The sequence below is a fragment of the Streptomyces boncukensis genome, assembly GCF_011045075.1.
GTDB lineage: Bacteria > Actinomycetota > Actinomycetes > Streptomycetales > Streptomycetaceae > Streptomyces > Streptomyces boncukensis.
In genome coordinates this window covers 1-4,309 of sequence record NZ_JAAKZZ010000570.1, presented here as the reverse complement: position 1 = coordinate 4,309, position 4,309 = coordinate 1, and the positions used below count along the sequence as shown (strand labels likewise).

Genomic DNA, 4,309 nt, shown 5'->3' with positions numbered 1-4,309 from the left:
GCCCGCCCAGCGTCCAGAAGATGATCTCCCGCAGATGCTGGGTGTCCGCCGAGGTCACCAGGATCAGGCTGGTGAGCGCGGAGAGGATGTACTGCAGGGCGACCCCGGCGAGCACCAGCCGCCCCGTCGTCATGGTGCCGCCGCGCCGCGCCATCGCGTACACGGCGAGCAGCGCGCACAGCGACCCGGCGAACGCGCCCGCGTTCATGCTCACCGCGCCCACTCCGAGCACCACCACCAGGACCGCGCCCGTCGAGGCGCCCGCGGAGATCCCCAGCAGATAGGGGTCCGCGACCGGATTGCGCACCAGCGCCTGCAGTACGGTCCCCACCAGCGCCAGGCCCGCGCCGACGACGGCGGCGAGCAGCACCCGCGGCAGCCGTACATCCCGCACGATCGTCGTGAACGGCCCCGGCTCGGCGCCGCCCGTCAGCGCCCGCACCACGTCCCCGACCGGTATCCGCACCGAGCCCAGCGCGAGGCTCGCGAGCATCCCGGCGGCCAGCGCGGCGGCCAGCGCGGCGGTGACGAGCAGGAACCGCAGCCGGGACGAGCCGGCAGTCACGGTCGTCACGTGCGATACGCCTCCGGGTGGAGCTGCCGCGCCAGCCGGTCCACGGCCTGCGGCACCCGCGGCCCCAGCACGGCCGACGACAGCGGCAGCACCGCGAACCGCTTGTGCTTGATCGCCGGGACGTCCGCGAGCGCCGGGTCCTTCAGCAGCCGCTGCTTCTTCTTCGCGACGGGCGTGCCGCCGTAGTCGTAGATGACGACGACATCGGGCCGGTGCTGGACCACCTTCTCCCAGGAGACGTCGCCGAACGGCTTGTCGAGGGAGGCGAAGACGTTGCTGCCGCCGGCCCGCTCGATGATCTCGTTGCCGATGCCCTGGCCGCCCGCGGTGAACGCGGAGCTGGTGCCGCTGTCGTAGACGAAGACCTTCTTCTTCTCCGCGCCCTTGAGCTTCCGCGCCGTCGCCGCCAGCCTCCGGTCCTGGTCCTTGATCAGCTTCTCGGCGCGCTCCGGGACGCCGAAGGTGCGGGCGACCTGGCGGATCTCGCGGCGCAGTTCGGGCACCCCGACCCTGTCCTTGGCGCAGCTCTCGGTGTTGAGCCGGGTCTTGACGCCGCTGTCGCCCAGGCCGGCCCGGTCGCGGCCCTCGGTCTTGTCGAACGCGGAGGAGTAGCCGCCGTACACGAAGTCGGGGTTGGCGGCGAGCAGGGCCTCCTTGGAGGGGTACTCCTTGGCGAGCACCTTGATCTTGTCGTACGCCTTCCGGTAGCGGGGGTCGATCGCGTCGTCGAGGTACGCGGTGCCCGCCATGCGGTCGCCCAGGCCGAGGGCCAGCAGGATCTCCGTGGAGTGCTGGTTGAGCGCGACGGCGCGCTCGGGCGGCTTGCGGTAGGTGGTCTTCACCCCGCAGTTGGTGACGGTGTACGGGAAGCCCTCGGGTGACTTGCCGCTGCCGGCTGCGGAGTCGGAGCCGGACGGCGATCCGCACGCGGCGAGCGGTATCAGCAGCGACGGCGCGAGCAGTGCGCGCACCAGCGCGGCACGGGACCGGGACATGACGGGTGACCTGCCTCCTCGGGGGATCCGCGTCCCCTCATCCGGTGAGGAAGGCGGCAGACCAGTGTCTGACTCCCGGCGGCGGCACAGGGCCGCCGCCGGTCACAGTGGCGGGACCGTGCCGGACTCGCACCGGCTTCCTGGCCTCTGCCGCCTCGAACGAACACCCGCAGTCTTCCACATGGCAGAAGGTGCCCCGCAGGGGGCAGCCTTCGCTCAGCCGATCTCGCGAGGATCCGCGGGACGCTCCAGGGCGACCCTGGGCAGGCGCCGCGCCAGCGAACCCGGCAGCCACCAGGCGCGCTCCCCGAACAGCCGCATCACCGCCGGGACGATCAGGCACCGGATCACCACCGCGTCCAGCAGGATCGCCACCGCGAGCCCGAGGCCGAACTGCTGCAGCATCCGGTTCGGGCTCAGGATGAACGCGGCGAACACCACGATCATGATGGCGGCGGCGGCCGTGATCACCTTGCCCGTCGCGGCCAGCCCCTCCCGGACCGCGTGCCCGTGGTCCCTGGTGCGCTCCCACTCCTCGTGGATGCGGGAGATCAGGAACACCTCGTAGTCCATGGACAGCCCGAACACGATGGCGAAGATCATCACCGGGATGAACGCCTCGATGGGCCCCGGCTCCACCCCGAACCAGCCCTCCTGGAAGACGAGCGTGATCGCGCCCAGCGCCGCCGCGATGGACAGCAGGTTGAGCAGCGCGGCCTTCAGCGGGATCAGCACGGAGCGGAAGACCACCAGCAGGAGCAGCGCGGACAGTCCGACGACGAGCGCGACGAACAGCGGCATCCGGTCCGCGACGGAGTCGGCGAAGTCCTGGGTGGCGGCGGTGGGGCCGCCCACGAGGTAGTCGGCGCCGGTCTGCTCGCTCAGCCGCGGCAGCACGTCGTCGCGCAGGCTGTGTACGAGGTCCGCCGTGCCCTCGTCCTGCGGCGCGGTGGTGGGGAAGGCCAGCACCGTGGCCACGTCGCCGTCCCGGGAGGGGAGCGGGGGCGTGGCGGTGGCGACGCCGTCGGTCCGGGTCAGGGTGGCGCGCAGGGCCTGCGCCGCCTCCGCGTCGCCCTGGCTGACCACCACCAGCGGGCCGCTGAAGCCGGGCCCGAACCCCTCCGCCATCAGGTCGTACGCCTGGCGGCTGGTGGTCGAGCGCGGGTCGTTGCCCGCGTCCGCGAAGCCGAGCCGCAGGTCCAGCGCGGGCGCCGAGAGCGCCAGCAGCGCCACCACGGCGGCCAGCAGCGCGGGCAGCGGGCGCCGCTGCACGGCCGCGGCCAGCGCCCGCCAGCGCCGCCCCTCCTCCTTGCCCTTGGCGTGCGCCCGCTCCGTCCGCTTGCGTACCTGCCGCTCCAGCCGCCGGCCGCACACCGCCAGCAGCGCGGGCAGCAGCACCAGCGAGGCGGCCATGGTCACCAGTACGGTCAGCGCCACCGCCAGCGCCACCCCCTGCAGCGAGCCGAGCCCCAGCGCGATCAGCCCGATCAGCGCGATGATCACGGTGCAGCCCGCGAAGAAGACCGTACGGCCCGCCGCGTCCAGCGCGATCCGGGTGGCGGCGGGCGAGTCGGCGCCCCGGGTCAGCTCGTGCCGGTACCGGTAGAAGATCAGCAGCGCGTAGTCCACGCCCACGCCGAGCCCGACCAGCATCATGATCGGCGGAGTGAAGTCGGCGACCGTGAACATATGCGAGGCCAGCGTGATCAGCCCGATCGCGCCGCCCAGCGCGAACAGCGCGGTGACCAGCGGCAGCGCGGCCGCGACCAGCGAGCCGAACAGCAGCACCAGGATGACCAGCGCCGCCAGCATGCCCGCGCCCTCGGCGGAGCCGCCCTCGTCCTCCTCGGCGCCGCGCACCGCGTCGCCGCCGAGCTCGACCCGCAGGCCGTCCCCGTCGGCCCGCTGCGCGGTGTCGATGATCCGGGTGACGTCCTCCTTCGGGACGGTCTCCGCCTTGCCGTCCAGGGTGACGGTGGCGTAGCCGATCGTGCCGTCCCGGGAGACGGTGGACGCGTCGGCGAACGGGCCGCGGACATCGGTGACGGCGGGCAGCTTCCGCACGTCCGCGAGCGTCTCCCGGATCCGGTCGCGGTCGCCGCGCACGCCTGAGCCGTCCTGGAAGACGATCTGCACGGTGTCGCCCGCCTGTGCGGAGCCGTGCTTCTCCAGCAGGTCGGTCGCGGCCTGCGAGTCGGTGCCGGGCAGGGAGAAGTCGTTGCGGTAGTCGCTTCCCGCCGCCTGGGATCCGACGGTGATCGCCGCCACCACCACGACCCACAGCAGCAGGGCGCCCCAGCGGTGCCGCTGGGACCAGGAGGCGAGACGTCCGAAGACGCCGGTGGTACCGCTTGCCTGGAGCATCATGACCAGCCTTGGTTGTTCGGACGATTCGGGTGGTTCGGATGGTTCGGATGGTTCGGACGGTTCGGGTGAGAGCCCCGGCCGGCCCGGCGGGCCGCGAACACGGCGCCGAGGGCGCCGCACCCGGCCGGTACGGCGACGAAGACGGCCCGCAGCCAGCCGGTGCCGTCGACGTCCAGGGGGTGGTCGAGGACGAAGGTGCTGAAGGCGCCCACCGCCTGGGTCAGCAACAGGCCGACGGCGGCGCCGGTCAACAGGCCGGTGACGGCCGCTTTGGCCCTGGCCCGGCCGAAGGGTGTGGGTGCGTTCATGCCCCGCAGCGTGCGGCAGCGGCCCGTGCCGTCACATCGGCCCGCGGCGGACACCTCGCCTACCC

General features: G+C 73.0%; 4 protein-coding genes and 1 riboswitch. All 4 genes read right to left on the bottom strand.

Annotated elements, in window-relative coordinates; translation table 11 throughout:
• Nucleotides 1–574, bottom strand: a 574-nt coding sequence (locus tag G5C65_RS32160; RefSeq protein WP_478501618.1) for a FecCD family ABC transporter permease, incomplete at its 3' end; no start/stop codon positions are given.
• Nucleotides 571–1,569, bottom strand: coding sequence for an ABC transporter substrate-binding protein (locus G5C65_RS32155; RefSeq protein WP_165302575.1), 999 nt, complete (start codon nt 1,567–1,569; stop codon nt 571–573). The genes G5C65_RS32155 and G5C65_RS32160, both read right to left, overlap by 4 nt.
• A gap of 42 nt (nt 1,570–1,611) precedes the next feature.
• Nucleotides 1,612–1,755, bottom strand: a riboswitch (cobalamin riboswitch).
• 30 nt (nt 1,756–1,785) lie between these two features.
• Complete coding sequence (locus G5C65_RS32150; protein ID WP_165302574.1) at nt 1,786–3,936, bottom strand: MMPL family transporter; 2,151 nt, start codon at nt 3,934–3,936, stop codon at nt 1,786–1,788.
• Nucleotides 3,933–4,244, bottom strand: coding sequence for a hypothetical protein (locus G5C65_RS32145; protein WP_206442507.1), 312 nt, complete (start codon nt 4,242–4,244; stop codon nt 3,933–3,935). Before G5C65_RS32145 ends, G5C65_RS32150 begins: the two co-directional genes overlap by 4 nt.
• Nucleotides 4,245–4,309: the final 65 nt, after the last annotated feature.